This is a genomic window from Mucilaginibacter angelicae, assembly GCF_042434235.1.
Taxonomy (GTDB): Bacteria; Bacteroidota; Bacteroidia; order Sphingobacteriales; family Sphingobacteriaceae; genus Mucilaginibacter; species Mucilaginibacter angelicae.
Genome location: NZ_JBHLTS010000017.1, coordinates 137350 through 162456, shown reverse-complemented (window position 1 = coordinate 162456; position 25107 = coordinate 137350). Strand labels below are relative to the sequence as shown.

General features: G+C 43.3%; 22 protein-coding genes and 2 tRNA genes. 13 read left to right on the top strand and 11 right to left on the bottom strand.

Annotation, left to right across the window (positions count from 1 at the left end):
• Positions 1-18 precede the first annotated feature (18 nt).
• Complete coding sequence (locus ACFFGT_RS05705; protein WP_377021545.1) at positions 19-462, top strand: hypothetical protein; 444 nt, start codon at positions 19-21, stop codon at positions 460-462.
• Between the two features lie 153 nt (positions 463-615).
• Here ACFFGT_RS05705 and ACFFGT_RS05700 read toward each other — a convergent pair.
• The 3 genes from ACFFGT_RS05700 to ACFFGT_RS05690 all read right to left on the bottom strand — a co-directional run bounded on the left by ACFFGT_RS05700 (position 616) and on the right by ACFFGT_RS05690 (position 1451).
• Positions 616-700: transfer RNA gene (locus tag ACFFGT_RS05700), tRNA-Leu, on the bottom strand.
• A gap of 72 nt (positions 701-772) precedes the next feature.
• A tRNA-Gly gene (locus ACFFGT_RS05695) sits at positions 773-845 on the bottom strand.
• Positions 846-968: 123 nt separating this feature from the next.
• Positions 969-1451 (bottom strand): regulatory protein RecX, encoded by a 483-nt coding sequence (locus ACFFGT_RS05690; RefSeq protein WP_377021544.1) that lies wholly within the window; start codon positions 1449-1451, stop codon positions 969-971.
• A gap of 60 nt (positions 1452-1511) precedes the next feature.
• On the opposite strand from ACFFGT_RS05690, the gene ACFFGT_RS05685 reads away from it, so the two are divergent.
• Genes ACFFGT_RS05685 through ACFFGT_RS05675 form a run of 3 tightly spaced genes read left to right on the top strand, consistent with a single transcriptional unit; the run spans position 1512 to position 5146 of the window.
• On the top strand, positions 1512-3974 hold the full coding sequence (locus tag ACFFGT_RS05685; protein ID WP_377021543.1) for a bifunctional UDP-N-acetylmuramoyl-tripeptide:D-alanyl-D-alanine ligase/alanine racemase: 2463 nt from the start codon (positions 1512-1514) through the stop codon (positions 3972-3974).
• 15 nt (positions 3975-3989) lie between these two features.
• On the top strand, positions 3990-4580 hold the full coding sequence (locus tag ACFFGT_RS05680) for a DUF502 domain-containing protein (RefSeq protein ID WP_377021542.1): 591 nt from the start codon (positions 3990-3992) through the stop codon (positions 4578-4580).
• Positions 4581-4624: 44 nt separating this feature from the next.
• Positions 4625-5146 (top strand): hypothetical protein, encoded by a 522-nt coding sequence (locus tag ACFFGT_RS05675; protein WP_377021541.1) that lies wholly within the window; start codon positions 4625-4627, stop codon positions 5144-5146.
• 2 nt (positions 5147-5148) lie between these two features.
• Here ACFFGT_RS05675 and ACFFGT_RS05670 read toward each other — a convergent pair whose 3' ends face one another.
• The 3 genes from ACFFGT_RS05670 to ACFFGT_RS05660 form a co-directional block, all read right to left on the bottom strand.
• The gene (locus ACFFGT_RS05670) at positions 5149-6405 is read right to left on the bottom strand and encodes a TCR/Tet family MFS transporter (protein ID WP_377021540.1); all 1257 of its coding nucleotides are present in this window, start codon (positions 6403-6405) and stop codon (positions 5149-5151) included.
• A 49-nt stretch (positions 6406-6454) separates the two neighbouring features.
• Positions 6455-6973, bottom strand: coding sequence for a 3'-5' exoribonuclease domain-containing protein (locus ACFFGT_RS05665; RefSeq protein ID WP_377021539.1), 519 nt, complete (start codon positions 6971-6973; stop codon positions 6455-6457).
• A gap of 74 nt (positions 6974-7047) precedes the next feature.
• Complete coding sequence (locus ACFFGT_RS05660; protein WP_377021538.1) at positions 7048-8313, bottom strand: TCR/Tet family MFS transporter; 1266 nt, start codon at positions 8311-8313, stop codon at positions 7048-7050.
• Between the two features lie 93 nt (positions 8314-8406).
• Here ACFFGT_RS05660 and ACFFGT_RS05655 point away from each other — a divergent pair, with 93 nt between their 5' ends.
• Positions 8407-10359, top strand: a complete 1953-nt coding sequence (locus tag ACFFGT_RS05655; RefSeq protein WP_377021537.1) for a redoxin domain-containing protein — start codon at positions 8407-8409, stop codon at positions 10357-10359.
• Positions 10360-10429: 70 nt separating this feature from the next.
• Here ACFFGT_RS05655 and ACFFGT_RS05650 read toward each other — a convergent pair whose 3' ends face one another.
• Positions 10430-11137 (bottom strand): LOG family protein, encoded by a 708-nt coding sequence (locus tag ACFFGT_RS05650; protein WP_377021536.1) that lies wholly within the window; start codon positions 11135-11137, stop codon positions 10430-10432.
• 165 nt (positions 11138-11302) lie between these two features.
• Positions 11303-12799 carry a sodium:solute symporter gene (locus ACFFGT_RS05645; protein WP_377021535.1) on the bottom strand — a complete coding sequence of 499 codons (1497 nt, stop codon included), beginning with the start codon at positions 12797-12799 and terminating at the stop codon, positions 11303-11305.
• A gap of 290 nt (positions 12800-13089) precedes the next feature.
• On the opposite strand from ACFFGT_RS05645, the gene recR reads away from it, so the two are divergent.
• The 3 genes from recR to ACFFGT_RS05630 are packed head-to-tail and all read left to right on the top strand — an operon-like array spanning position 13090 to position 15354.
• Complete coding sequence (gene recR, locus ACFFGT_RS05640) at positions 13090-13716, top strand: recombination mediator RecR (RefSeq protein ID WP_377021534.1); 627 nt, start codon at positions 13090-13092, stop codon at positions 13714-13716.
• A 2-nt stretch (positions 13717-13718) separates the two neighbouring features.
• Positions 13719-14552, top strand: a complete 834-nt coding sequence (locus tag ACFFGT_RS05635; RefSeq protein ID WP_377021533.1) for a glycosyltransferase family 2 protein — start codon at positions 13719-13721, stop codon at positions 14550-14552.
• Positions 14539-15354, top strand: a complete 816-nt coding sequence (locus ACFFGT_RS05630) for an SDR family oxidoreductase (protein ID WP_377021532.1) — start codon at positions 14539-14541, stop codon at positions 15352-15354. Before ACFFGT_RS05635 ends, ACFFGT_RS05630 begins: the two co-directional genes overlap by 14 nt.
• A gap of 112 nt (positions 15355-15466) precedes the next feature.
• Here ACFFGT_RS05630 and ACFFGT_RS05625 read toward each other — a convergent pair whose 3' ends face one another.
• Positions 15467-16411: an ion channel gene (locus tag ACFFGT_RS05625; protein WP_377021531.1), complete on the bottom strand. Its 945-nt coding sequence runs from the start codon at positions 16409-16411 to the stop codon at positions 15467-15469.
• Between the two features lie 439 nt (positions 16412-16850).
• On the opposite strand from ACFFGT_RS05625, the gene trpD reads away from it, so the two are divergent.
• The 3 genes from trpD (at position 16851) to trpA (ending at position 20540) form a co-directional block, all read left to right on the top strand.
• On the top strand, positions 16851-17840 hold the full coding sequence (gene trpD, locus ACFFGT_RS05620; protein ID WP_377021530.1) for an anthranilate phosphoribosyltransferase: 990 nt from the start codon (positions 16851-16853) through the stop codon (positions 17838-17840).
• Positions 17841-17843: 3 nt separating this feature from the next.
• Positions 17844-19652, top strand: a complete 1809-nt coding sequence (locus ACFFGT_RS05615; protein ID WP_377021529.1) for a bifunctional phosphoribosylanthranilate isomerase/tryptophan synthase subunit beta — start codon at positions 17844-17846, stop codon at positions 19650-19652.
• 117 nt (positions 19653-19769) lie between these two features.
• Entirely contained in the window at positions 19770-20540 is a 771-nt protein-coding gene (gene trpA, locus ACFFGT_RS05610) for a tryptophan synthase subunit alpha (RefSeq protein WP_377021528.1), read from the top strand.
• Between the two features lie 294 nt (positions 20541-20834).
• Here trpA and ACFFGT_RS05605 read toward each other — a convergent pair whose 3' ends face one another.
• Together ACFFGT_RS05605 and ACFFGT_RS05600 are read right to left on the bottom strand one after the other, a co-directional pair.
• A complete protein-coding gene (locus ACFFGT_RS05605) occupies positions 20835-21455 on the bottom strand; it encodes an L-threonylcarbamoyladenylate synthase (RefSeq protein ID WP_377021527.1) in 621 nt (206 codons plus the stop codon).
• Positions 21456-21751: 296 nt separating this feature from the next.
• Complete coding sequence (locus ACFFGT_RS05600) at positions 21752-22294, bottom strand: YceI family protein (protein WP_377021526.1); 543 nt, start codon at positions 22292-22294, stop codon at positions 21752-21754.
• 185 nt (positions 22295-22479) lie between these two features.
• Between ACFFGT_RS05600 and ACFFGT_RS05595 the strand changes: the two genes are divergently transcribed.
• A complete protein-coding gene (locus ACFFGT_RS05595; RefSeq protein ID WP_377021525.1) occupies positions 22480-24114 on the top strand; it encodes an FMN-binding glutamate synthase family protein in 1635 nt (544 codons plus the stop codon).
• A gap of 276 nt (positions 24115-24390) precedes the next feature.
• Complete coding sequence (gene nfi / locus ACFFGT_RS05590; RefSeq protein WP_377021524.1) at positions 24391-25092, top strand: deoxyribonuclease V; 702 nt, start codon at positions 24391-24393, stop codon at positions 25090-25092.
• Positions 25093-25107: the final 15 nt, after the last annotated feature.

Genomic DNA, 25107 nt, shown 5'->3' with positions numbered 1-25107 from the left:
GTCGAAATCCTGCAAAACATGCAAACGCACATGGAGGGCGAAACTGTTGACGATATGCTGCTCATGCAGGAAACTGATCTGGCCAGACTAAAATTAATGGCGGGATATAACCGTGCTACACAGAAAGATATTTTTGACCTGGACTATCTTTCTGACCGGATGACACTTCCCGCAATGATGGGCTACTTAAGAGAACATCGGGCGAAATATGTTGCCGATGAACATCGCTCGATCTTCGATCTCGACGGGGAGGAAAGTCCGGTTGACGATCCAAACTTGTTGCTGAAATTTGATAAGCCCACAGAACAGCCATCGTTCCGTCCTTGCCATTCCAACCCCAGAGTGGAGATCATGACCGGGCATAAGAACTGGCTTTCCGCCCGGTCAAGCTGGCGCTTAAAAGTACGCCGCTATTTTAGAGAGATCGGTCAGTATAACAGTTTGTTACGCGGTTTTCAGTGAGTAAATTCAAACAGTTGTTTAACTACACGAATTACTCACTGTGATTATGCAAAATTTTGCTGTTTTGGGGTGGTTTTGCCGATTAGTATGAAAATAAAAAATCCTGTAAATCATTGATTTACAGGATTTTGACAGTTTTGTTAACTGTCTCAGTACTCAGAGCGGGAATCGAACCCGCACTCCGTTTACGGGAACAGGATTTTAAGTCCTGCGTGTCTACCAGTTCCACCATCTGAGCAGCGCTTGTCCCGATTTGATCGGGATGGCAGTTTTAAAAATAAAACCCTTCTTTTTATCAGGAAGGGCTTTGAGCGAAAGACGAGATTCGAACTCGCGACCCCGACCTTGGCAAGGTCGTGCTCTACCAACTGAGCTACTTTCGCATTGGTATTTTCCTCGCTTTGAATAGGCTTTCGTTAACCGGTTGCTTATCTCGTTTGCGGGAGTGCAAATATAGGCAGAAATGTATACTCTGCAAGGAAAATTTTAACTTTTTTGAAAATAGTTTATAACTCGCTGTTTTTCAAAATATCAGATATCAACTCGGCTTCAAATCCGCGGCCCATAGCGTACTGCTGCAGTTTATACCGGCGCTTAAGCAGGTTCTTTTCGGTTAGGATAGCTGCTTTTTTTTGCAGCAGATGGGTTAATGCGGCCAAATAATCGTCCGAATCGATTGTCAGGAGGGCCTTTTTGATCAACGCATCGGGTACCCGTTTAAGTTTAAGGCCTTGTTTTATTTTAATGCGGCCCCATGCTTTCTGGTTAAATTTGCTTTTAGCATAGAGCTTTGCAAAACGTTCCTCGTTAAGGAAATTGCCTTCAATCAACTGGCTGATGGTGTGTTCAACCGCATCCGGCCATAATCCCCATTCGTAAAGTTTGTCTCGTACTTCCTGCTGGGCACGCTCCTGGTAAGCGCAAAAATGTTCGGATTTGGCAAGGGCAACTTTCTCGTCGGTAATTTTAATTGATTTGGGCTGATCCATTTAAAAACCAAAATTCGTTAAAAATTATTCTATTTGTTTTAATATCTCCAAATTAGCAGCATGCCCACTAACATGTACACTATAACCGCAATAAAGAAAATCATTAAGGCAGATGGTAATATCGTTGAAGAATATACCATCAGTGCGCTTTTTACCGATAGCCGCCGGATCAATAACCCTGCCCAGGGCTTGTTTTTTGCCCTGAGCGGTAGGCGCAACGGCCACGAGTTTGTTGCCGAAGCTTATGCAGGCGGTGTGCGTAATTTTGTGGTGGAGCATGGCCCCGAGTTTAATTTGCCCGGTGCCAATTTCTTGATAGTGCCCGATCCGCTGGCTGCTTTGCAAACACTGGCTGCCTATCACCGTAACCGTTTTAAGCTGCAGGTAATAGGTATAACGGGTAGTAATGGTAAAACAATAGTTAAAGAGTGGCTTTACCAACTGCTTTCGGCCGATAAAAATATTGTCCGTAACCCTAAAAGTTACAATTCGCAAATTGGTGTGCCGCTTTCCGTGTGGCAAATCAACGACCGGAACGACCTTGGTATTTTTGAAGCAGGTATCTCCACCGTAAATGAGATGGATAAACTGGAGGCCATCATCAAGCCCGAAATAGGGGTGCTTACCCATATTGGTCCCGCGCATGATGAGGGATTTGAATCGCCAAGGCAAAAGTTGCTGGAAAAGCTTGGGCTGTTCAAAAACAGCAGGTTGCTGATCCATAATTATGACCAGCTGATAGGCTATGAAAAAGACATAACAGCTAAAGAAACTTTTACCTGGAGCCGCAAATTTCGTGAGGCCGATCTGTATGTTTTCAGCGAGACGGTGATCTCCAAAAATTATTACTTCCGGGCCCGCTATCAGGCCAAGGAGATAGAATGCCTCATTCCTTTCACCGATCAGGCTTCGGTAGAAAATGCCATTACCTGCTGGGCAACCATGCTGGCTTTGGGTTACAGCGCTGTAGAGGCTGATAAACGGATTGAACACCTTGCGCCGGTAAGTATGCGGTTAGAGTTAAAAAACGGGGTAAACAATTGCTCTGTTATTGATGATTCATACAACTCCGATTTGCAATCGCTTGAAATAGCGCTTAACTTTTTATCGCAACAAAATCAGCATCAAAAAAAGACGCTGATCCTGTCGGATATTTACCAATCGGGCTTGCAGCAGGATGTGTTATACAAGCAGGTTGCCGAGCTGATCCGGGCCAAAAAGATTGATAAGTTTGTTGGCGTTGGGGAAGCCCTGCTTGCCCACCAGCAATATTTTGACGTAGCCGAGCAGCATTTTTACGCCGATACCAACACGCTGCTACAGCAGTTAAAGGCACTCAGTTTTAAAGATGAAACCATCCTGATCAAAGGTTCCCGCAGTTTTGAGTTTGAACAGGTGAGTCGTGCGTTGGCCCAAAAAGCACACGAAACAGTGATGGAGATCAACCTGAACTCCTTATTGAACAACCTCAATTTTTATAAATCAAAACTTAAACCAGGCGTAAAAGTAATGGCCATGGTTAAGGCATTTAGTTATGGCAGCGGCACGTTTGAGGTGGCCAACATGCTGCAATACAACAAGGTTGATTACCTGGCGGTTGCTTATATTGATGAGGGGGTAGCATTACGCCAGGCAGGGATCATTTTGCCCATCAAAGTGCTTAATCCCGAAGCCTCTGCATTTGACAAGCTTACCGAATATAAGCTTGAGCCGGTAATTTATAGTTTTGGTCTGCTGGATGATTTTGTGGGCTATGCTTTGGCGCAGGGGATTGCCGGTTACCCGGTGCACCTTAAAATTGATACAGGCATGCACCGCCTTGGTTTTGAAAACTACGAGATAGAAACCCTGTGCGATATGCTGGAGGCAAACCGTTACGTGCGGGTGCAGTCGGTATTTTCGCACCTTGCGGCAAGCGAAGCACCTGAACATGACGAGTTTACCAAAAAACAGATCAAGCGTTTTGAAAAGGCTTTTAAAGAGATAGAGCGCACATTGGGCTACAAGGTGATCAAGCATATTTGTAACACGGCCGGTATTATCCGCTGGCCTTCTGCACATTATGATATGGTACGATTGGGGATAGGCCTGTATGGGATCGATTCGTCGGTGCCTGCTTCAGATGCCGGTTTACAGCCCATTGCCAGCTTAAAAACAAGTGTTGCCCAGGTTAAAAAGATAGGGGCGGGGGATACCATCAGTTATGGCCGCAGCGGCAGCCTGCTAAAGGATGGTAAAATAGCCACCATCCGGATCGGCTATGCCGATGGTTACCTGCGTGCTTTTGGCAAAGGTGTTGGCAAAATGCTGGTTAAAGGAACATTGGTGCCTACAGTAGGCAACATTACCATGGATATGTGTATGCTTGATGTGAGCGGCCTTGATGTGCGGGAAGGCGACGAGGTGATCATCTTTGACGAGCGCCAGCGCATTGAAGAACTGGCAAAGCAGATTGGTACTATCCCCTATGAAATATTAACCAATATTTCGCAAAGGGTAAAAAGAGTGTACTTTTACGAGTAGAAATCAGGGGGCAAAATGAACAGGTTAGCGAGGGCATTATTCAGGTATTTTATAAAAGGGATGTTGGTGGTTGTACCGGTAGGCGCTGCTATTTTCCTGATGTACTGGGCAGTAGCCAGCATTGATAAGGCACTTAACCTGAGCGACCTTTTGACTGATAAAACCGGCAAGCACATGTATATCCCGGGCTTGGGGATATTGAACGTGGTTGTGGTTATCATGATCATGGGGGTACTGGTTACCAATGTAATTACCGAACCTATCAAAGCATGGTTCAGGCGCTGGTTTGCGCGTTTGCCCATCTTCGCGTTCCTGTATTCATCAATAAAAGACCTTACCGAAGCTTTTGTAGGCGAAGAGAAAAAGTTCAATGAACCGGTACTGGTTGAGGTGAATGAGTTCGGTTTAAAAAAAATAGGTTTCCTTGTTCAGAAAGATCTGGCGAAGATCGGCTTGCCTGGCGAGGTGGCTGTCTATTTTCCGTATTCCTATTCATTTGCCGGGCAGGTGATCATTATTGCTGCTGATAAGGTAAAGCCGATGGATAAAAGCGCTGCCGATGTGATGAAGTTTGTAATATCTGGCGGGGTGAGTGGGTTGGATTAGAGGGCTTTTTGTAAACTTGTTTTAAGTAAAAAACGCATTTCCTTATGAAAATACTTAGCCGTACCAGTTGTATATTATCTTATGCAGTAAATCCTGATTTTTTTGACGGGGCAAGAAAAATTTCAAGTAGCGGCAAAAGCGGTCGGAATTATTGGGAGCCGACTGAACATGGCTCGCACAGGCTTACGCATACATTAACTTTTGATGCCGGAGATGATGAAAGTGGTGAATGGTTTATTCAATACCGGTCGGTTATGATTTGTGATGTAATGATAGAGGATGTAAAACAGGATGCCCTGCAAATGTTGGCCTTTGAGCAGGAGCTTAATGAATCGATGAACAAGTTTATCAAAGATAATTCGCTATCTCACATTTCTGAATTGCATATACCGCCATTTAGCCTAAATGAATGGAGTATAAAGAAAATGGAAGAGGATATGAACCGTTCTATATCAACCGGCTATGATGAGAAACATGCAGAGATGCTGAAGCTGATGAAAGCTAATATCAATTTTGTGCCCCAAGTTAAAACCAAAATAACCATTATAAACAAATCAAACGAGTAGGGTCATAATTCTGCTTCTACCACCTTTGAATCTGCCACCCTGCTTTTCTTAAAACTTCTGATCGCCAAAAAAACAGCTATCAGCATCAATACAGCCCCTAAAATATAAGGCGCACCCGGAAAATAGGCCGAAGTATTGCGATGGGTAAATAAATGAAACACCGAGCTCATCAACAATGGCCCGATGATCACCGCTAAACTGCTGATACTGGTTAGTGAACCCTGTAATTCGCCCTGCTCTTTGGGGGATACCGTACTGGTGATCATGCCCTGTAACGATGGCCCTGAAATACCACCAAGGCAATAAGGCACCATAAAAACGTATATCATCCAGCCCTGGTTAGCAAAAGCTATAAGCGTTAAACCAATGGTATAAAATAATAATCCGGCAACGATGTTTTTCTCCTGTCCAAATTTGGGGATGGTATACCTGATAAGTCCGCCCTGGATGGCTACCAGTACAATCCCGATGAAAAAGCCTAAAAAGCCTATGCTTTTTAGTGCCCAGTCAAATTTTTCGGTAACGTAAAATGATAGTACATACTCAACGGATTTTTGTGCAATATAAACTAATGAAAAGGCACCGATCAATCCGGTTAAAGAGGGATAGCGTGCCAGGTTGCGTAATGAACTGATAGGATTGGCCTTCTTCCATTCAAACCGCCTGCGGTTTTTGATGTTCAGTGATTCGGGCAGTACAAAGTAGCCGTAAGCGGCATTCAGAAGTGCCAGGCCTGCGGCCAGCATAAACGGGAACCGCACATTCAGCGCACCTAAAAAGCTCCCGGTACCTATACCAATGATAAAACCAAGTCCTGATGCTGCACCCACCAAACCGAAGTTTGCCGCCCGGTTTTTACCGGTACTGATATCAGCAATATAGGCAGTTGCCGTGGTATTGCTGGCCCCTGCAAAACCTGCAATGGCCCGGCCAATAAACAGCCATGCAACGCTGGGGGCAAATGCCATGAAAATATAATCAATACCAAAACCAATGAGCGAGCCCAGCAAAATAGGCCTGCGGCCGTACCTGTCGCTCAGGTTGCCCAGTAACGATGAAAACAGGAACTGCATAGAGGCGTAGGTGAACGTTAAGTAGCCATTGTATTGTGCAGCGGTACTCACATCCATATTGCCCAGCTTTTCGAGCAGGGAAGGCATTACGGGTATAATGATCCCTAAACCAAGCACATCAATAAAAAGGGTAACAAAGATGAAGCCGAGGGCGGCGGTATGCTTCTTTTTAGGTTTGTCGCTCATTAATAATGATAAAGGTTTAAACTGGTCAAAAGTTTTAAGAGGTTATATTTTATAGCTTGATCTTCAGTTCATGTTCCTTTTTTAATGTAAGCAGCGCTTCGGCATTCCCTTTGGCATCTTCAACGGGGTGATGGGTATGAGTAGTACGGCGCAAATGTTTAAAGTTCTGAAACATATCTTTCACCATCCCTTTATACAAACTGCCCAGGTTTTGCGAGCTGAAACCAAAAGGGTTATCGCCTGTGAAATGATGAAAATACCAGCAAATGAACATCCAGTCGAAGCCGTTGTTATCGCTGATAAAATGAGGTTTATCGCGGCAAATTTGTTTTAACCAGGCTGCAAAATCGTTCATCACCTTTGCAGGATCATCGAAACTTAATGTTTCCTCGCGAGTATGGCCGGATACCGCCAGCGCTTCAGGGATGTAGTTTTCGGAAATGGGCTTTAACTGCCCGTAAAAAGTTTTGTTGAGACCGTCCTGTACCAGCACCGCCCCAAATGAGATCATAGAATAGTCGCCCGGAATTGGGCCGTCGCTTTCTATATCTACCATAATGTAAGACATTGTATTAATTATTATAATTTGTATTTGCTTTAAATAAGCACGTTAATTATCTATAATATACAAAAAATAAATGATCAATGCAATGTTGCTATAGCATCAACATCTTTTGTCGAGGTTTTCTTCACGTTTTTAAAATTACGGATAGCAAGCAAGGCGCTTATCAGCATCAGTATCGCGCCCAAAATAAAGGGTGCTCCCGGTAAAAAGAATGGCCTTTTATCGTTGGTGAAATAATAAAACAAGGTGGTCATTACCCATGGGCCAAAAATAGCACTCAGGCTCATTAAACTGGTAAGCCCACCCTGTAATTCGCCTTGTTCATTAGCAGGTACCTGGTTTGTCATGATACCCTGCAACGCCGGGCCTGCAATACCGCCGAGGGCATAAGGCACCATAAAAGCAAACATCATCCAGCCTTGTGTTGCCAGTGCAAACAGAATGAGTCCTGCGCTGTACAATAACAGGCCAACCCAAATACAACGCTCCATGCCCAGCTTGGGCAGTATAATACGCATCAGGCCGCCTTGTACAAGGGCTATCATCAGCCCTATAAAGGCAAGGGAATAACCAACGGTATCCTCGCCCCATTTAAATTTTTCGAAAGTGAAATAGGTCCAAACGTTTTGCACGGCCTGCCCGGCAAAATACACAAGGAACAGTGAAAGGGCCAAGCCCATGACCGACGGATATTTTTTTAATTGCAGCAACGAACCCAACGGGTTTGCCCTTTTCAAATCTAACGGACGGCGATGAGCTTCATCCAGTGATTCGGGCAAGATAAAGAAACCATAAATGGCGTTCAAAAAGGCTAAGCCAGCCGCCGCAAAAAATGGATACTGAACATCCATTTTACCCAGTATACCGCCGATTGCGGGGCCTATAATAAAACCAAGACCAAAAGCAACGCCTATCATCCCAAAGTTCTGGGCGCGTTTTTCTGGAGTGCTCACATCAGCTATATAGGCTGATGCTGTAGTGAAGCTGGCGCCGGTGATGCCGGCAATAGCCCGCCCTAAAAACAGCCAGCCTATGGATGGCGCAAAAGCAAGGAACAAATAATCGACACCGAAACCTAACAGGGAGCAAAGTAAAACCGGGCGGCGGCCAAACTTATCGCTCAGGTTGCCTATCAATGGCGAAAACAGGAACTGCATTACCGAATAAGCCAGCGTTAAAAAGCCCGCATAAAGCGAAGCCTCGCTCAAGCCAGCGTGGATCAGTTTTTCAATCAATTTAGGTAAAACGGGTATAATGATCCCTAAACCTACTACGTCAATCAGTAAAGTAACAAAGATAAAGCCTAAAGCTCCCTGGGGTTTATTCTTGGCGGAATTGTCCATGGTGCAAAATAAATTATTAAGGTTAATAATTGTTAAAATAATTGTATTTAAAATAATTTGTCTCTAACTTGATTTAAACCAATAGTTAAACCTATGAAATCACACAAATCAATCCTGCTGGTACCGGCTTTGCTGGCTATGCAATGTGCCTTTGCACAAAGTGAACACCTCTCTCTTTCAAACAACTACCCTGAAGTATCCGAAAAGATAAGGTTTAAATATGATCCGGAAGGTACGCCAATAGCCGGAAAAAAAGATGTCGGGGCTGTTGTGTACTATTTCAACGATAAAAAAATACCTCCCGCTGCAGATGTTGATCTGAAAGTGGTGGGTAAACAGTTAACCGGAGAGTTTGAAATACCTGCTACCGCACAGGCTTTTTTTGTAAAGCTGTATAGTGGTGATTCCGTTGATAACAACAATGGCAAAGGGTATTTATATATGATATATAAAAACAAAAAACCTGTTCCAGGCGCCTATGAAGCTAAAGGTATCATACTGTGGACTTCGATAGGGGATTACTACGCCAAAATTAAAACAGACGAAGACGCGGGCCTTGCTTCATATAAAAAAGGAATGGAATTGTACCCGAACAGGGAACGTAACATGGTTGGTTATTATGCTGTGCTAAATACTAAGAAAGACCCTGAATCGGTAAAGTTTATGCGTAACAAGCTGGCCGAATTTTTAAGCAGTAATAATGAGAAAGACCTGATCATGGCCAGGAATATTTTTAGCTGGCAAGGAAATAAAACAGCTGTTGACTCGGTAAACGATGTCATTTTTAAAAGATTTCCGAACGGCGAAGGAATGAGGCGCAACCTTTATTTTACCGCGAAAGCAGAGAACGATCTCGCAAAAAAAGATTCATTATATCAAATTTATAACAGCAAGTTTCCTAATCCCGATGACGATGAAAATCATTGGGGCGATGCCTTGAGGAAACAGCTTGCCGTAGAGTATTTAAAGGCAGGTAATCATACAGCTTTTGATAAATACGTAGCACTTGTTAAAGATAAGGCAGGGCTTGCTGCTACTTACAACAATATTGCCTGGAATAATGTTGTAAAGGATACCAATTTAAATGAAGCAGAGTTTTTGTCAAAAAAGAGCCTGGATATAACAACTGAAACTATAAACAATCCGCAACCACGTGAATTTGCCACAGTTAAAGAAACGGTAAACGCCGCAAAAGGCAGCTATGATATGTATGCTGATACTTACGCATTTATTTTATATAAAGAAAAAAGATACGATGAGGCATTAAAAGTTCAGCAACCGGTATATGACCACAATACCGGCGATTACGGCGAAATAAATGAACATTACGTACTTATTTTAAATGCATTGGGAAAATATACCCAATCAAAAGCGGTTATTCAACGCGCCATGACGGCGGGTAAAGGCAGCCCATTACTCACCACCGAATTAAAAAAAGCATACATTGGTAGCAAAGGAAATGATGAGGGTTATGATAAATATGTAGCTATATTAAATGAAATTTCGAATGCAGCCAAACGGGCCGAAATGATCAAAAATATGAGCAGCGCACCAGCTACTCCGTTCGCGTTAAAAGATTTTGACGGTAATATAGTGTCACTGGCCAGCCTTAAGGGTAAAGTTGTTGTGGTTGATTTTTGGGCAACCTGGTGCGGGCCCTGTAAGGCATCCTTCCCGGGGATGCAGCTGGCTGTAGATAAATACAAAAACGATCCGGATGTAAAGTTTTTATTTATCGACACCTGGGAAAACGGGGATAACTATGCTGATGCCGTAAAGAAATTTATTGCCGATAATAAATATACTTTTCATGTGCTGTTTGATGATAAAGCAGAAAATGGCCGTCAGGCAAAAGTGGTATCGCAGTTTGGAGTATCCGGTATACCCACCAAATTTGTGATCGACAAAAATGGTTTCATCAGGTTTACAAAAGTAGGAAGCGGCGAAACCAATCAAATATTGGATGAGGTAAGCACCATGATAGAACTTGCAAAAGAGCCTGTGCCGGTTGAAACTGCTACTGCACCAAAACAAAGCATGAAATAATTACAAACCTAAAACCATATCAAACAAAAATGCCGCCCTGATGGAGCGGCATTTTTTATTTGTGTGCCTGTTAAAAGTTTGGCTTAAGTACGTATTTGTTATAGAAACGGGTGATGTGCTCAACAGCTTCTTCGGGCGTATCAACTACGCGGTACAGGTTCAGGTCGTCGGGGTTGATGTTGTGCTGATCGTTCAGCATTTTATCTTCAACCCAGCTAAACAGGCCTTTCCAGTAGTCAACCCCAACAAAAATAATAGGGAAGCGGGCAATTTTACCGGTTTGGATGAGGGTAATAGCCTCAAACGATTCATCCATAGTACCAAAACCGCCGGGTAAAATGATAAAACCCTGCGAGTACTTCATAAACATAACCTTGCGGATAAAGAAGTAATCAAACTCCATGATCTTATCCCTGTCGATATATTTATTATGGAACTGCTCAAAAGGCAGCTCGATGTTCAGACCTACCGATTTACCGCCGTTTTCATAAGCGCCTTTGTTGGCAGCTTCCATGATACCGGGGCCGCCGCCTGATATTACACCGTAACCATGCTCGGTAAGCAGGCGGGCTGTTTCTTCGGCCAGTTTATAATATTTGTTATCGTTATGCGTACGTGCTGATCCAAAGATGGATACACAGGGGCCTATTTTAGCCAGTTTTTCAAAGCCGTCAACAAACTCGGCCATTATTTTAAAGATCTGCCAGGAGTCGGTAACCTTAATTTCCTGCCAGTTTTTGTTCTCAAACGCTTGTCTTATTTTATCTTCTCCGGTCATAGCCTTTGTTTAGTCCGGAAGTCGGGATGTCCGAAAGTCCGGAAGTGATTTTTTGTTAGTCCGAAAGTCCAAATGTCGGAAAGTCCGGAAGTTTTTTATTCTATATTAATTAATGCAAAGTACGAAGAAAATTGATTTCGGTTGATTTGCAGATCAATTTTTTACCTATCCAATTTGAGGGCTTTCCGACTTACGAACTTCGCCGACTTTCGGACTTGAAAAGATCAGGAGCCCGATAAATGTAATTAACCCGTTTACAATGATGAGTTCGTTACCAAAAACATATCCGCCCAAAATTGATTTTGATCCGGCATTTAAAAAATAACATATAGCAGGAGAGAGCACGCAAATAAAAGGCACCAGTTTATCCATTACCTGCCTGTTGCTTACAAACAAGCCAAACGAATAAAGACCAAGCAATGGGCCGTAAGTATAAGATGCTACGGTGAAAATGGCGCTTACCACGGCATCGTTATTTATGGCGTTGAATATGATGATGGTTAAAAACATCAACCCCGAAAAAGCAATGTGCACCCAATGCCGCAGGGCCACCATTTTTTTGCTGTTTACATCGGCCCGCTTGTTAAAACCTAAAAAGTCCACACAAAAGGAGGTGGTAAGCGCGGTAAGCGCCGAATCGGTAGTGGCGAAGGTAGCGGCTGTTAGGCCCAGCATAAACACCATGGCCGGTACAAGGCCCAGATATTGCAGGGCGATGGTAGGGTACAGGTAGTCGGTTTTGGTGACATTAATGCCGTTTTTAGCAGCATACATATAAAGCAATGCACCCACGCTCAGGAAAAAGATATTGATGATCACAAATACACCAACAAAGCTGAACATGTTTTTTTGTGCTTCCTTGATGTTTTTAAGGCTGAGGTTTTTCTGCATCAGGTCCTGATCAAGCCCGGTCATGCCGATGGTGATAAACATTGCACCGAAAAACTGCTTGCCTAAATGCAGCTTGCTGCTCATAAAATCGTTAAAGAAAAATATTTTGGAGTAGCTGCTGTTTTTAATGGTTTCGGCAGCTTCAAAAATGTTCATGTGCAGGCTCTGGCAAATAAAATATATCGACAGGAAAACGGACAGCACCAGGAAAAACGTTTGCAAACTATCGGTAATAATAATGGTTTTCAATCCCCCTTTAAAGGTGTACGACCAGATAAGCAGCAAACAAATGAGCACTGTAACGGCAAATGGAATATGGTAACTATCGAAGATAAATTTCTGCAATACAATAACCACGAGGTATAACCTGAATGCCGAGCCGATAACCCGGCTCACTAAAAAGATTGCTGCCGCTGTTTTATAGCTCCAAACACCCAGGGCACCTTCAATATAACTGTAAATGGATGTTAGTTTAAGCCGGTAATATAAGGGGAGTAATACGGTAGCAATAATGACAAAACCTGCTGCATTGCCTAAAACAAATTGAAAGTAAGCAAACTGATCGGTGCCAACCTTGCCTGGTACGGAGATAAAAGTAACCCCGCTCAGCGCCGTGCCGATCATCCCGAAGGCGACCAAATACCATTTGGAGTTTCGGTTGGCTACGAAGAAAGTATCGTTATCTGCCGATTTTTTTGATGTGAGCCAGGATATGATCAGCAATACCAAAAAGTAACCGATAATGAATGATAATAATACTCCGGGCGACATAGGCGTGTGTTAATGTTTTTTCTAAAGTCGGAATCTTTTTTTAAAAAGAGGGAATTAATGTTGAAGGGGATTTAGCTCTCGTCATTGCGAGGCACGAAGCAATCGCGAACTTTACAGGGAAACCTTGCATAGCCCCTCTGCAAATCGGGGATTATTAATAATTATAATTTGATTTTTATAGGTATTAATGAGCTCCCTGCGGTCGGTTGTCTTCGTGCCTCGCAATTGACGGTGGAGATGATGTGATTGTTGGAAAATGCAATCACACAAAAAATATTTACCTTCGCACAATGAATTTTTCGTCCAAATTACTGGAAAATGCTGTAGCCGAATTTGCCAAATTACCGGGGGTTGGACAAAAAACCGCCCTGCGTTTGGTGCTGCATTTACTTAACCAGGATAAGCAGGATGTTGAACGTTTCAGTACCGCAGTAACCAAACTCCGCAACGAAATACAGTTTTGCCGTGTTTGCCATAACATATCCGATCAGCCGGTTTGTGAGATCTGCTCATCGCACCGCCGCGACCATAGCCTTATTTGCGTGGTTGAGGATACCCGCGATGTGATGGCTATTGAAAATACCAACCAGTTTAATGGCGTTTATCACGTATTGGGCGGCTTAATATCGCCGATGGATGGCGTTGGGCCGTCAGACTTACAGGTTGATACCCTGGTTGAGCGCCTGAAGCCAACAGATACCAATGAGGTTAAAGAAGTGGTTTTTGCCCTTAGTGCCACTATGGAAGGTGACACAACACTGTTCTATCTTCATAAAAAATTAAAAAATTTCAATATTACCATTACAACTATAGCTCGTGGCATAGCTTTTGGTGGTGAATTAGAGTATGTAGACGAGATAACTTTGGGCCGTTCCATAGCTACCCGCGTTCCGTACGAAAATTCACTATCCAAGTAAGCATGAAACTATCTGTAGTTGTTGTAAGCCATAATACCTGTAACCTGCTCAGGATTGCCCTGAATGCAGTGGTCAGGGCCGCGCAGGACATTAGTCACGAGGTTTTTGTGGTTGATAATGCTTCGGTCGATAAATCGGTTGCCATGCTCAATACCGAATTTCCTGATGTGAAGGTGATTGCCGGCGATAAAAACGACGGCATGGCCCGGGCATATAACCATGCACTTAAGCTGGCTGTTGGTGAGTATATTTTACTGGTCAATGCGGATACTATTACAGGCAAGAAGACCATTGAGAAAGCCCTTGAGTTTATGGACATGCATGCCGATGCCGGTGGTTTAGGTGTGCGTATGATCACCCCTGAAGGCAGGTTTTTGAAAGAATCAAAACGCGGTTTTAACAAACCCTGGGAAACCTTTTTCAAGCTAACCGGCCTGGCTAAACACTTTTCAAAATCAAGGCTTACCAGTCCGCAGAGTAAAGATTGGGTTGAAGAGTTTCAGACCTCCGAATCGGACATTATAAATGGCGCTTTTATGCTGTTGCGTAAAGAGGCGCTTAATCAAATAGGATTGATGGATGAGCGTTTTCATACCTATGGTTATGATATCGATTATTCGTACCGCATCAGGCTTGCAGGGTTTAAAAATTACTATTTCCCCAAAACATATATCATCAATTTTAACATTCAAAATAAGGTTAAATTTAGCTGGATGCACATTAAGGAATATTATGGGGCGATGATTATCTTCGCGTCCAAATATTTATTTAAGGTGCCTGAACTTAAGGTGGAAGGTATCCCCCAGCTAATTCCTCCTTCGTATGAAGTTAAATGATAAGATCGTAATCATCACCGGCGCATCGTCGGGCATCGGAAAATCACTTGCTTATGAATGTGCTAAACGCGGCGCCAATGTGGTGCTGGCCGCAAGGCAGTACGTTACCCTTTGTCAGCTTACCGAACAACTGGAAAAAGAATATCAAATAAAAGCACTTGCCGTGCAATGCGATGTAACTAACGAAGCGGACTGTGCCCACCTTATTAAACAAGCCCTTACAACTTTCGGCAAAATAGATGTGCTGGTCAATAACGCCGGTATTACTATGCGCGCATTATTTAAAGATGTTAAAGTGGAGGTGCTTAAACAGGTGATGGACGTTAACTTTTGGGGAATGGTTAACTGCATTAAATATGCGCTGCCCGAAATAACTAAAACCAAAGGCAGTATCGTAGGAGTGTCATCTATAGCAGGGTATAAAGGTTTGCCCGGCCGCTCGGGCTATTCGGCATCAAAGTTTGCTATGAATGGCTTTTTAGATTCATTGCGGATTGAAAACCTGAAAACCGGTGTACATGTATTAACCGCATGCCCTGGTTTCACGGCGTCAAACATTCGTAACTCAGCGTTAAACAGCGAAGGCAAACAGCAAGGTGAAAGCACCCTTGAAGAACAAAAAATGATGAGCAGCGACGAAGTAGCCAAAAATATTGTTGATGCTATTGAAAACCGCTCCCGCACATTAACCCTCACCGGCCAGGGGAAACTTACCGTTGCGCTAAGCAAATTTCTCCCGGCATTTTTGGATAAAATGGTTTATAATGTTTTTACAAAGGAGCGGGATCCGCTTTTGAGGTAGTTCATTGGTATCATTAGTTCAATAGTTTATTGGTACTTCCCTGTTTGATATCTTGTTTTTAAAAACGGGATATGCCTGCGTTTGCATACTAATGAACCAGTGAACTAATGAACTATTGAACCATATCATATGAACTTATCCTGCTCATATCCAGAATAACCCGGCCTGTTTCGTCGCGCTCAAAGGCTGGTTTGAATTTTGCGTCCCAAACAAAATCATCATATTGGTAGGAGGTACGTGAATGTACAGTTTGTGAAAAGGTATCATCGAATGTTTTGAGGCTTACTGTTAAACCAGCCTGCCTGCGCTCAAACTCTTCAGGGGTGATCTCTTTAATGGGGCTGTTATCGTCAAGCGGGTGTACCACCGTCCAGTTCAGGGTAAGGATACTTACCCGTTTTCGTTCCAGCTCCAACTGGAAAAACTTGCGTACTGTTTTACCGTTCTCTTCATCGTTATAGCTGAAAACGACTTCCATCTCCAGGTCAATCAATATATTACGGCGCTCATTGGCCAAGCGGAACATTAATCCTTTGCCTCCATCGCGATAAGGGGCAATAAGCACATTACGACTATACATGATCTTGGCCGAAGGTCTTGAAAAACGACCATAAAGCAAACCGGTGGCCAACGCAAAGGCCAGCAAACCCATCATTGATTCGAGTGCGGCAATGGTATTGGGGATCATACCCCTTGGACTGATGTGACCGTACCCAACTGTTGATATGGTTTGTGCCGAAAAAAAGAAGGCATCCATAAAACGGTCAAAATCGCTATTGCCGCTTTTGCCATCAAGCACATCGGGCCCTAAAGAAACGTAAATGAGTGCAAAAATGATGTTTACAGTAAAATATGCGCTGAAAACAATAACCCAAAACTTGCGCCAGCTCATGGTAATGAGCGAGTGGTAATTATTTGAGGTGGTAAAAAGCGGTAGGCCGGTACGTTTTACATTGATAGTACCATCCTTATTAATAACCGGCTGGCTTTTAATAACCGGCTGGGTACCAAAACCAAGATCGTCTTCAGGGTTAATTTTCTCTTTATGTATGGCCATGAAGGCTAATTTTGAATTATTGAATTAGTGATTTAGTGAATTTTTATTGATCAGGTTGAAATCAATTACCCAATGGTCCGATAAATCAATAGCTAAATTATTGAATTTAACTGAATATCGATTGTTAAGTATTCAAATCACTAATTCACTAAATCATTAATTCGCTAAGTGATCAAAATCTGTTTGTTTTTATAAAAACTATTTCCATATTTGTGCCAACAAATAAACAATGACAAAATTAAACAACAATTGGTGGTGGCTTAACGAGTAATCGTAAGGCAATTCCATGTTTGTTTAAAAAATATATTCAAAAGGGTTGCCATACGGCAACCCTTTTTTGTTGCCCCTAACCCCCTAAAGGGGGAATGATTAGCGCAAGGCACAATAAATAAAATTAAACTATACCAACTCCCCCTTTAGGGGGCCGGGGGGCGAGCACATGAAACAGATACTGAATCATCTTTTTGAGCACAAAACCTTTAGCAGGGAACAATCTAAAGGCATTTTGATAAACATTGCGCAGGGTAAGTACAATAACGCGCAAATGGCGGCTTTCATGACAGCTTATTGCATGCGAAGCATTACTGTTGAAGAACTGGAGGGCTTTCGTGATGCCATGCTGGAGCTTTGCCTGCCTGCCAATCTGGAAACCGAAGGCCTGATTGACCTTTGTGGCACCGGCGGCGATGGTAAAGATACTTTCAATATCTCAACGCTTGCTTCATTTGTTGTTGCCGGTGCAGGCTATAAAGTGGCCAAGCATGGTAACTACGGGGTATCGTCGGGATGTGGTTCATCAAACGTGATGGAATACCTGGGCTACCAGTTTACCAACGATATTGACAAGCTGAAACGCAGTACCGATGAGGCTAATATCTGTTTCCTGCATGCACCCTTGTTTCATCCGGCTATGAAAACGGTTGCACCTATCCGCAGGGAACTGGGGGTTAAAACCTTCTTTAATATGCTGGGGCCAATGGTTAACCCGGCCAAGCCTGATAACCAGCTGGTGGGCGTGTTTAACCTGGAACTTGCCCGCGTGTATGCCTATCTGTACCAAAAATCAACTACAAAATATACTATAGTTAACGCGCTGGAAGGTTATGACGAGATCTCACTAACCTGCGATTTCAAAACCTTTTCGGCCGATGGCGAGAAGATCAACAGCGTTGAAGACCTTGGTTTTGAAAAGCTCGATCCTAAACAAATCATGGGCGGGGATACTGTAACGGCTTCGGCAGCTATATTCAGTACCGTGCTTAATGGCGGTGGCACTGCGGCACAAAATAACGTGGTACTGGCCAACGCTGCACTGGCTATTAAAACCATAGGCCCTGAAAAAACTTTTGGCGATTGTTTTTATGAGGCCGAGGAAGCATTAATGAGCAAAAAGGCTTTGAAAAGCTTTAATACTTTATTACAAAACTAAGCCATGAAAATAAAGGTTTGCGGTTTAAAACATCCTGAAAATATCAAAGCGGTCATCGCTTTACAGCCGGATTATGTGGGCTTTATTTTCTATGATAAAACACCGCGTTATGTAGCCGGTTTATCAGTAGATGCGCTGCAAAGTATTCCTCCTTCCATTCAAAAAACAGGTGTTTTTGTAAACGAGGGCGCCGAAAATATTGAAAGGCTGATTGCTGAATATGGCTTTAACGCCATTCAACTGCATGGCGATGAAAGCCCGGAGTTTTGTGCGGCCTTTAAGGGCAGGGTAACGGTGATCAAAGCATTTGGCCTTAATGAGGATTTTGATTTTGACCAGTTAAAAGATTATGCGAACAATGTTGATCTTTTCCTGTTCGATACCAAAACTAAGATCTATGGCGGTTCGGGCAAAACGTTTGACTGGGCTATTCTTGACAAATACAAACTGGAGATCCCTTTCTTTTTATCGGGAGGGGTGGGGCTTGAAAATATTGCAGAAGTTAAAAATATCACCCATCCGCAATTTTATGGAGTTGACCTTAACAGCAGGTTTGAAATTGAACCGGCTTTAAAGAATATCGAAAAATTAGAACAGGCATTTAACATCATCAAAAATAAAACACAACAGATGAAATACGGAGTTAACGAACAAGGTTATTACGGCGATTTTGGGGGGGCATATATTCCCGAAATGTTATATCCCAACGTGGAGGAATTAAGGCTGCAATACCTCAATATCATAAATGATGATGATTTTAAAGCCGAATTTGACGACCTGCTAAAAAACTATGTGGGCAGGCCTTCTCCGTTATATCACGCCAAAAGGTACTCGGAAAAATATGGCGCAAACATATTTTTTAAACGGGAGGACCTGAACCATACCGGTTCGCACAAGATCAATAATGCCATAGGGCAGATCCTGCTGGCCAAGCGCCTTGGCAAAAAGCGTATCATTGCCGAAACCGGTGCCGGGCAGCATGGTGTGGCAACTGCTACCGTGTGCGCACTTATGAATATTGAATGCGTTGTTTACATGGGTGCAATTGACATGGTTAGGCAGGCACCCAATGTGGCCCGTATGAAAATGCTGGGCGCTAAGGTTGTACCTGCTACATCGGGCAGTCAAACGCTTAAAGATGCCACCAATGAAGCCCTGCGCGATTGGATTGGCAACCCGGTTGATACGCATTACATCATTGGTTCGGTGGTTGGCCCATACCCTTACCCGGATATCGTGGCCCGTTTTCAATCTATCATATCGCAGGAAACAAAAGCGCAATTGCTTGAACAAACCGGCAATGAATTGCCTCAATACGTAATGGCGTGCGTTGGTGGTGGCAGCAATGCTATGGGGATGTTTTATCATTTTATTGATGATGAAGCTGTGAAGCTGGTTGCGGTTGAAGCTGCGGGTAAAGGGGTAAACAGCGGGGAATCGGCAGCTACTACGTTTTTAGGTAATGAAGGTGTACTTCATGGCAGCCGTACCATATTGATGCAAACCGAAGACGGGCAGGTTGTTGAGCCATATTCAATTTCGGCAGGTCTGGATTACCCGGGCATAGGGCCGCAACATGCGCATTTGTTTAAAACCGGTCGCGGACAATATGTAAGTATTACCGATGATGAGGCTTTACAGGCAGGTTTGCTTTGCTGCCAGTTGGAAGGGATCATACCGGCAATTGAAACCGCCCATGCTTTGGCCCAGTTGGAGAAAATGACGTTTGAGGCTAACGATAATATAGTGATCTGCATTTCGGGCAGGGGAGATAAGGATTTAGATACGTATATCAATTATTTCGGTTATTAGTTTGTTAGCCGATAGTTCATGGTTCATAGATCATGGCGCTTATAGGAATAATATAAATCAGAATAAAAAAATAAAACCATGGACAATGGTCTATCGTCTATGGACAAATAAAATACCATGAACCGTTTAAACAAGCTTTTTGCATCAAAAAATAACAACCTGTTATCTATTTATTTTACAGCCGGTTATCCTGCACTGAATACTACGGTTGATATTGCCGAAGCCCTTGAAAAGTCAGGTGCCGATTTTCTGGAGATCGGTTTTCCTTACTCCGATCCGGTGGCCGATGGCCCTACTGTTCAGCATAGTTCGGAGCGAGCCCTTGAAAACGGCATGAGCCTTAAAGTTTTGTTTGAAGAATTGGCCGAACTGCGCAGCCGGGTAAGCATCCCTATTTTGCTTATGGGCTATTTTAATCCCATTGCCCAGTACGGTATTGAGCGTTTTTGTAAAAAGGCTGCTGAGGTTGGTGTTGATGGCATCATCGTGCCCGATCTTCCGATCTACGAATACGAAAAAATGTACTCCTCGTACTTTATTGATAACGGCCTGAGCAATATATTCCTGGTAACGCCCCAAACATCCGAAGAGCGCATCCGCAAAATAGATGAGCTAAGCAGCAGTTTTATCTACCTGCTGTCATCATCAACCATAACCGGTTATAATTTGAAGTTAAGCGATAGCGTTGAAGATTATTATAAACGTATAGTTGCAATGAAGCTAAAAAATCCAACTATTATTGGGTTTGGCATTACCGATAGCAGCAGCTTTGAAAAAGCATGTAACTACGCGAATGGAGCCATTATAGGCAGCAGGTTTGTGAAGCTTTTAGGTGAGGATGATTATATGGATAAAATTGATGGGTTTGTGAAAGGGATACGGCCGTAAAACCATTTTTCCATCACGTCCTTCTCTGGCGCAAGTCTTGTGTGACGGCCAACGCCGGGCTGACTTGTGCCTATTGCATATTGTCCTAAAAAAATTTACAGATTAAAAATCACAAGTCATCCTCTGGCGCAAGTCTTGTGTGATGGCCTGCGTCGGGAGGACTTGTGCCTACAACGTCCTGAAAAAGTTTACAATTTTAAAAATCACAAGTCATCTCCCCAGCATGGCTCCCCACAAGACTTGCGCCAGTGGGGTTGCTTCGTACCTCGCAATGATGGATGATAATAATTAAAACTATAAATACAACTCCAGGTCACCTTTGCCTTCACGCACAATCTCAAAGTCGCCGGTGGTGCAATCTACTACAGTTGAGGCTACGTTATCGCCGTAACCACCATCAATCACTATATCAACCAGGTCTTCATATTTTTCGTGGATTAATTCCGGGTCGGTGGAGTATTCCATAATATCGTCATCATCCCTTATTGATGTGGAGAGGATGGGGTTACCCAAAACACGCACAATTTCGCGGGCGATATTGTTATCAGGCACCCTGATACCAACCGTTTTTTTGTTGGAGCTCAGCATTTTGGGCACCATATGACTGGCGTTAAATATAAAAGTGAACGGCCCTGGTAATGCTTTTTTCAATACACGGAAAGTTGCGTTATCAATAGGTTTGATATAATCAGAGATATGGCTCAGGTCATAACAGATGAATGAGAAATTAGCCTTTTCGGGCTTGATGTTCCTGATCTTGCAAATAGCCTCAATAGCACGGTGATTGGTAATATCGCAGCCAAGACCGTAAATGGTATCAGTAGGATATATGATTAAACCGCCTTTTTTTAACACCTCCACCACCTGCTCAATGGCTTTTGGGTTGGGGTTTTCGGGATATATTTTAAGTAGCATAGTATAGGAACAAATATAGCGCTACTTAGTTTAAAAACAGCTGTGAAACGACTTTAAATCATGTAATTACGATGGTGATGATAAGGGATCGTCATTGCTTCGTTCCTCGCAATGACGCCTTTTTATGTATAATAGTTTCTCAGAGAGCTAAAAACCAAAAAGCCATTCGTTTAACACGAATGGCTTTTCTATCATTAATTTTAACCTGTTTTGCTGTTCAATAATGCCGTGTTGTTTGGATCCTTTAACAACAGCGGCATTTTAAAAGTTAAAACACAGCAACAGCATTAAAACAATTAAGCTTGTTTAGTGAACTGTATGTTGATCAACAATTTAATGTCTTCGCCAACTACAATTGAACCGGCTTCGGTAACGCCGTCCCAGGTTAAACCGAAATCTTTACGGTTGATTTTACCGCTGATCTCAAAACCCGCTTTGGTATTGCCATAAAAATCAGCAGCCGAGCCGCCAAATTCTACATCAAGGGTTACCGGCTTAGTTTGATCTTTAATGGTCAGGTCGCCTTTCAATTCATACTCTTCATCATCGGTTTTGGTGAATGAAGTTGATTTGAATATGATTTGTGGATATTTTTCAGCGTCAAAAAACTCTGCTGATTTCAAGTGCTCGTCGCGTTGAGTCTGGTTGGTATCAATGCTGTTGATATCTAAAGTGAAATCAATTTCGGCATTTTCAAAATCGTCACTTTCAGTTATTAACTCACCGTTAAAGCTTTTGAAAAAGCCGCTTACAGTTGAAATAACCAGGTGTTTAACTTTAAATTGTACTTCTGAATGCATTGGGTCGATAACCCATTTTGTTGCTGTTTGTGTTGCCATGATTTTTTTATTTTTTTTGTTGATACAAAGATAAATACAAAATTAGATGTTTAAACATGTATTTATACTTTGTGACTTTAAAACGACATAGAGTAAATTTCTTAACCGCTAATTTGCCTTATTGTTTAGATTATAAATTTACTTTTATAAAATTTAATGACTGCTTCATATAAAATTAACGCGTTATGAGAAAGCTCTTTGTATTCTCCTTTTTTATTATTTTTTCGATGCTTACCGCCTGGAGCATTATCTGGCCGCCGGCTGCCTGGTCATTTCTGATCATGGGGCCTATATACCTTATCGGCTTTTATGATATGGTACAGCCCAAACACAGCATTGTGCGCAATTATCCGGTGTTCGGTCACCTGCGGTATTTGATGGAAGAGCTTAGGCCAAAAATATACCAGTACTTTATTGAAAGCGATACCAACGGCACACCCTTTAACCGTCAAAACAGGAGCGTGGTTTACCAGCGCGCCAAAATGGTTGATGATACCCGCCCGTTCGGTACCGAGCTTGATGTATATGACAATGGTTACGAATGGCTTAACCACAGCATAGCCGCCATTGATCACCATAAACTGAACATGGCCCCCCGTGTAAAAGTGGGCGGACCGGCCTGCAAGCAGCCTTACATGGCCAGTGTATTTAATATTTCGGCTATGAGCTTTGGCTCACTGAGCATGAACGCTATCCTGGCCCTTAACGGTGGTGCCAAGCTGGATAACTTTGCCCACAATACAGGTGAGGGTGGGCTGAGCGATTATCACCTGCAGCCCGGCGGTGATATCATCTGGCAAATAGGTACGGGCTATTTCAGTTGCCGTCATAAAGATGGCACTATTGATTATAATGCTTTTGCTGAGCGTGCCGTGTTGCCACAGGTAAAAATGATCGAGATTAAGCTGTCCCAAGGAGCAAAACCCGGCCATGGTGGTATTTTGCCAGCAGCGAAGGTTACACCAGAGATTGCCCGCATCAGGCTGGTGGAGATGGGAGAGGATGTAGTATCGCCGCCATACCATACGGCATTCACCAATCCTTTGGAGCTGATGGCTTTTATTCAAAAGCTCCGTGATCTTTCGGGCGGTAAACCTGTTGGCTTTAAATTATGCGTTGGTCATAAAAGCGAGTTTTTAGCTATTTGCAAGGCCATGGTTAAAACAGGCATCTATCCCGATTTTATTACTGTGGATGGGGGAGAGGGCGGTACTGGTGCCGCGCCGCTGGAGTTTTCCAACTCGGTAGGGATGCCTTTGCGCGAAGCTTTGGCCTTTGTTTACGACGCATTGACAGGCTTTGATCTTAAAAGACATATTAAATTGATTGCATCGGGCAAGGTAGCTACAGGCTTTGATTTGGTAAAGAATTTTGCCCTTGGCGCAGATATGTGCAACAGCGCCCGCGGTATGATGTTTGCCCTTGGTTGTATCCAGGCACTGGAATGTAATATGAATACCTGCCCAACTGGTGTTGCCACGCAGGATAAAAGCCTGATGAAAGGCCTGGTGGTTGATGATAAAAAAGTGCGGGTGGCTAACTTCCACAAGCTAACGGTAGGCAGCGCCATCCAGATGATAGGTGCTGCTGGTTTAACCAAGCCTTGTGATCTGCACCGCATGTTTATCTATCGCCGCATCAACCACAGCCAGATCCAGACTTACGGTGAGTTATTTCCGTATATCCCTAAAGGCAGTTTGTTAAACACACCTTATCCGGCATCATTTGAGTTTGATATGGCCACCAGCAAGGAAGATACTTTCGTGCCTGATTACAGCGGGATAACCAATATTGATTATAGTAATGTGAGTTCGTATTGAGGTTAGTGGTTGATTGGGTTGATTAGGAGAGTGGTTGAGAAATTGGACATATCTTATGCAGGTTCAAGCATCCACGCTTGAACCATTTTAAAGGTAAGCGTCCAGGCTTACACTTATTAATATGGCAATAAATCGTGAGCGTGGACGCTCACCCTCAGTATTATTCAAGCGTGGACGCTTGAACATGCGATTGAGTAAATCCATCAGAATCAAAACAAAACCCTCATAAAAATCATTATCAAACAATAAGTAGTCAACGTAATCATCCCATCAACAGTGCAGCCAGCAGCATATGAAAACCTCAGCCCCGAACAGGCCATTGCCTGGCAGCATGAGTTACGCCGGCAGATAGACATTCGTCCCTTAGATAAACCTGTCAAAATCATAGGTGGTGCTGATATTTCATTCAATAAATATTCGGAAGTGGTGTATGCAGGGATCATCCTGCTCAAATATCCCGAGTTAACCATAATAGGCCACGCAACGGCTATCAGCAAAACAAAGTTTCCGTATATATCCGGTTTGCTGGCTTTCAGGGAAGTGCCTGCTTTACTGGAAGCCTGGGAGAAACTGCCCTTTAAACCCGATGTTATGGTTTTGGACGGACAGGGCATAGCGCATGAACGCCGTACAGGGATAGCTACCCATTTCGGCCTGCTTACTAATGTTCCATCCATCGGCAGCGCTAAAAGCAGGCTTTACGGCAGGTACCAGGAACCCGGCAATGAGGTGTTTGACCAAAGCCCGATGTATGATAAAGGCGAGCTGATCGGCATCGCTTTGCGCAGCAAAAAGAAATGTAATCCTATTTACATATCACCCGGCCATCACATCAGCATGGAGCAAAGTGTTGAGCTGATCAGGAACTGTATCCGGGGCTACCGCATCCCCGAACCAACCCGCCAGGCCCACCTGTTGGTAAACAAAATAAGAATTGCCGACGGAGAAAATTTTAATCCCCAACCTACGTTATTTTAGCTAACCTGTCATGAT

What these genes read in the sequence shown, in the direction of transcription:
- ACFFGT_RS05605 (WP_377021527.1), bottom strand. Translation starts at nt 21,455, where the DNA reads ATGCTACTTAAAATATATCCCGAAAACCCCAACCCAAAAGCCATTGAG.
- ACFFGT_RS05680 (WP_377021542.1), top strand. Translation starts at nt 3,990, where the DNA reads ATGAACAGGTTAGCGAGGGCATTATTCAGGTATTTTATAAAAGGGATG.
- ACFFGT_RS05675 (WP_377021541.1), top strand. Translation starts at nt 4,625, where the DNA reads ATGAAAATACTTAGCCGTACCAGTTGTATATTATCTTATGCAGTAAAT.
- trpA (WP_377021528.1), top strand. Translation starts at nt 19,770, where the DNA reads ATGAACCGTTTAAACAAGCTTTTTGCATCAAAAAATAACAACCTGTTA.
- ACFFGT_RS05595 (WP_377021525.1), top strand. Translation starts at nt 22,480, where the DNA reads ATGAGAAAGCTCTTTGTATTCTCCTTTTTTATTATTTTTTCGATGCTT.
- ACFFGT_RS05615 (WP_377021529.1), top strand. Translation starts at nt 17,844, where the DNA reads ATGAAAATAAAGGTTTGCGGTTTAAAACATCCTGAAAATATCAAAGCG.
- ACFFGT_RS05645 (WP_377021535.1), bottom strand. Translation starts at nt 12,799, where the DNA reads ATGTCGCCCGGAGTATTATTATCATTCATTATCGGTTACTTTTTGGTA.
- ACFFGT_RS05685 (WP_377021543.1), top strand. Translation starts at nt 1,512, where the DNA reads ATGCCCACTAACATGTACACTATAACCGCAATAAAGAAAATCATTAAG.
- ACFFGT_RS05670 (WP_377021540.1), bottom strand. Translation starts at nt 6,405, where the DNA reads ATGAGCGACAAACCTAAAAAGAAGCATACCGCCGCCCTCGGCTTCATC.
- trpD (WP_377021530.1), top strand. Translation starts at nt 16,851, where the DNA reads ATGAAACAGATACTGAATCATCTTTTTGAGCACAAAACCTTTAGCAGG.
- recR (WP_377021534.1), top strand. Translation starts at nt 13,090, where the DNA reads ATGAATTTTTCGTCCAAATTACTGGAAAATGCTGTAGCCGAATTTGCC.
- ACFFGT_RS05690 (WP_377021544.1), bottom strand. Translation starts at nt 1,451, where the DNA reads ATGGATCAGCCCAAATCAATTAAAATTACCGACGAGAAAGTTGCCCTT.
- ACFFGT_RS05660 (WP_377021538.1), bottom strand. Translation starts at nt 8,313, where the DNA reads ATGGACAATTCCGCCAAGAATAAACCCCAGGGAGCTTTAGGCTTTATC.
- ACFFGT_RS05655 (WP_377021537.1), top strand. Translation starts at nt 8,407, where the DNA reads ATGAAATCACACAAATCAATCCTGCTGGTACCGGCTTTGCTGGCTATG.
- ACFFGT_RS05650 (WP_377021536.1), bottom strand. Translation starts at nt 11,137, where the DNA reads ATGACCGGAGAAGATAAAATAAGACAAGCGTTTGAGAACAAAAACTGG.
- ACFFGT_RS05630 (WP_377021532.1), top strand. Translation starts at nt 14,539, where the DNA reads ATGAAGTTAAATGATAAGATCGTAATCATCACCGGCGCATCGTCGGGC.
- ACFFGT_RS05635 (WP_377021533.1), top strand. Translation starts at nt 13,719, where the DNA reads ATGAAACTATCTGTAGTTGTTGTAAGCCATAATACCTGTAACCTGCTC.
- ACFFGT_RS05705 (WP_377021545.1), top strand. Translation starts at nt 19, where the DNA reads ATGCAAACGCACATGGAGGGCGAAACTGTTGACGATATGCTGCTCATG.
- ACFFGT_RS05600 (WP_377021526.1), bottom strand. Translation starts at nt 22,294, where the DNA reads ATGGCAACACAAACAGCAACAAAATGGGTTATCGACCCAATGCATTCA.
- ACFFGT_RS05625 (WP_377021531.1), bottom strand. Translation starts at nt 16,411, where the DNA reads ATGGCCATACATAAAGAGAAAATTAACCCTGAAGACGATCTTGGTTTT.
- ACFFGT_RS05665 (WP_377021539.1), bottom strand. Translation starts at nt 6,973, where the DNA reads ATGTCTTACATTATGGTAGATATAGAAAGCGACGGCCCAATTCCGGGC.